At 69.1% G+C, this 2,437-nt stretch carries 3 protein-coding genes; 2 read left to right on the top strand and 1 reads right to left on the bottom strand.

The window, feature by feature from the left end:
• A partial coding sequence (locus tag G3N99_RS38440) for a phage protein NinX family protein (RefSeq protein ID WP_206125000.1) occupies positions 1-241 on the bottom strand: 241 nt, incomplete at its 3' end.
• Between the two features lie 328 nt (positions 242-569).
• Between G3N99_RS38440 and G3N99_RS38435 the strand changes: the two genes are divergently transcribed.
• Both G3N99_RS38435 and G3N99_RS38430 read left to right on the top strand, forming a co-directional pair.
• Positions 570-1,649, top strand: a complete 1,080-nt coding sequence (locus G3N99_RS38435; RefSeq protein ID WP_206124999.1) for a glycosyltransferase family 2 protein — start codon at positions 570-572, stop codon at positions 1,647-1,649.
• A 15-nt stretch (positions 1,650-1,664) separates the two neighbouring features.
• Positions 1,665-2,437 (top strand): glycosyltransferase family 87 protein (locus G3N99_RS38430; protein WP_206124998.1); only part of this gene is annotated, 773 nt, incomplete at its 3' end.

Genomic DNA, 2,437 nt, shown 5'->3' with positions numbered 1-2,437 from the left:
CCCGATGCAGCACGGCCCGCCACGCGCCGCGCCCGCCGTCGCGCTCGAATTCGGCGAACGGCAGCCGCTCGACGATCGGCCCGCCGTCCGCCCACGACATCGACGGCGCGAACGGCGTCGGCACACCACCTGCGGTACGAATCGACGTACACCCGGACGCATCGGCGCGCGGGGCGTCGTGGCCTTCCGCGACCGCGACCCAGTAATCCAGCGGCGCACCTGTCAGCTCCTGGACTTGCATGACTGTCTCCGTGACCGTCGTCGTCAAGTCGACATGCTAACCGTTGCACCCGCGCACGTTGCGATCTCCGCTGGCGCCGCCGTGCTTTACAAGCGCTGCCGGCCCTGTCGCGAAAGCATGACGCCCTGCTCCTTCCGCGCGGGGCGGCCAAGTGTAGAAACCCGACCGCCGCGTCGCACGACGTCGACGCCTCCACCGCACCCGCATCAATTCGTGTTACGAATCCCCGATTCCTGCCTACAATGTTCAGAACGCCAGTCGTCCGGCCTGCCGCGGACGACAACCGGATCCATACGGTGCAGCGCAGGCCGGATCTCTCGGGGGACGTATGTCCGCGCATGCCAGAAAGCCACTGGTCTCGCTCGTCGTGCCGTTCCACGACGAGGACGAAGCCATCGATGCATTCTTTGCAACGACGCTGCCGATCCTCGAATCGGTCGAGTCGGTCCGCTTCGAGATCGTCTGCATCAACGACGGCAGCCGCGACGATACGCTCGGCCGGCTGATCGACGTCGCCGCCGGCGACCCGCGCGTGCGCATCGTCGATCTCACCCGGCGCTTCGGCAAGGAAGCCGCGCTCACCGCCGGCCTCGACGAAGCCTCCGGCGCCGCCGTGATCCTGATCGACGCCGACCTGCAGGACCCGCCCGCGCTGATTCCCGCGATGATCGAACGCTGGCTCGCCGGCGCCGAGGTCGTCGCCGCGAAGCGCACCGACCGCATGTGCGATCCGCTGATGCAGCGCGTGGCCGCCGCGCTCTACTACCGCGTGCACAACCGCCTCTCCGAAGTCGAGATGCCCGAGAACGTCGGCGATTTCCGCCTGATGGATCGCCAGGTCGTCGACGCGCTGCGCGCGCTGCCCGAGCGACGGCGCTTCATGAAAGGCCTGTTCGCGTGGGTCGGCTATCGCACCGAGATCATCGAATACACGCGTGCGCCACGCAGCGGCGGTCGCTCGAAATTCTCCGGATGGCGGCGCTGGAACTTCGCGCTCGAAGGCATCACGAGCTTCAGCACCGTGCCGCTGCGCGTGTGGACCTACCTCGGCCTCGCGTTCGCCGCGCTGTCGTTCGTCTACGGCACCTTCATCGTCTTGCGCACGCTGCTGTTCGGCAATCCCGTGCATGGCTACGCATCGCTGATCTCCGTGATGCTGTTCGTCGGCGGCATCCAGCTGATCGGCATCGGCGTGATCGGCGAATACCTCGGCCGCATCTATCACGAGTCGAAGCAGCGACCGGTCTATCTCGTGCGGCGGCGCTATCACGCGCAGCGGGACGGCGCCGCGCATCCGGCGTCGAAGCTGCTGCAGTTCCCGCTCAAGCGCACGCACGCGGGCCGCCGCCGGACAGCGCCGCCCGCGGCCGCCAGCCACGCTGTGGCGCGCAAAGCGTCCGTCAAATAACCCCGCGCACGACGCATGGATCTCCCGCGGCAATCGATGCGATCGGCGGACCTTCCCGTCCGCGCGTGGCTGACACCGCGGCGTGTCGTTGCGTACAGCGCGGTCGCGCTCGCGTGCTATGCGCTGTTCGCCGCGATCTGGGTCGCCGTCGTCCGTCACGCGCCCGCCACCGCGCCGTCACGCCCGGGCGCCGACTACGCGGTGTTCTGGTCGGCGTCGTACGTGATGCTGCACGGCTCGCCGTGGCAAGCGTACGACTTGCCGACCTTCTCGCGGCTGGCCGCCGACCTGTTCCCGCAGTTCCGCCGCGACGACCTCGTCGCGTGGCTGTACCCGCCCACCAACCTGCTGCTCGTGACGCCGCTGGCGCTGCTGCCCCATGCAATCGGCTATCCGCTGTTCGTTGCGTTCGGCGTCACCGTGTTCGGCTTCGCCGCGTCGCGCGTATCGGGCCTCGGCGCGATCCCCGGCGCATCGCGCATCGGCGGGTTCGCGCTGGTCGCCGCCCCGTTCGTGTTCGTCACCGGGATGTTCGGACAGAACGCGTTCCTGACCGCGTCGTGCGCGGCGCTGGCCGTCTGCTGGGCGGACCGTCGGCCGATGTGGGCCGGCCTCTGCATCGGCCTGCTGTCGGCCAAGCCGCAGATGGCGCTGCTGTTCCCGTTCGTGCTGGTCGCCACGCGCGCCTGGCGCACGATCGCGTGGGCCGCGCTCGCCACCACCGCGTTCACCGCGCTGAGCGTCCTGATCTGCGGCGTCGAGTCGCTACGCCTGTTCGTCGCGGGCAA

This window comes from Burkholderia sp. Ac-20392 (assembly GCF_017104585.1).
GTDB lineage: Bacteria > Pseudomonadota > Gammaproteobacteria > Burkholderiales > Burkholderiaceae > Burkholderia > Burkholderia lata.
Note: the sequence above shows the minus strand (reverse complement) of the source record. Positions and strands in the feature narration are given on the sequence as shown.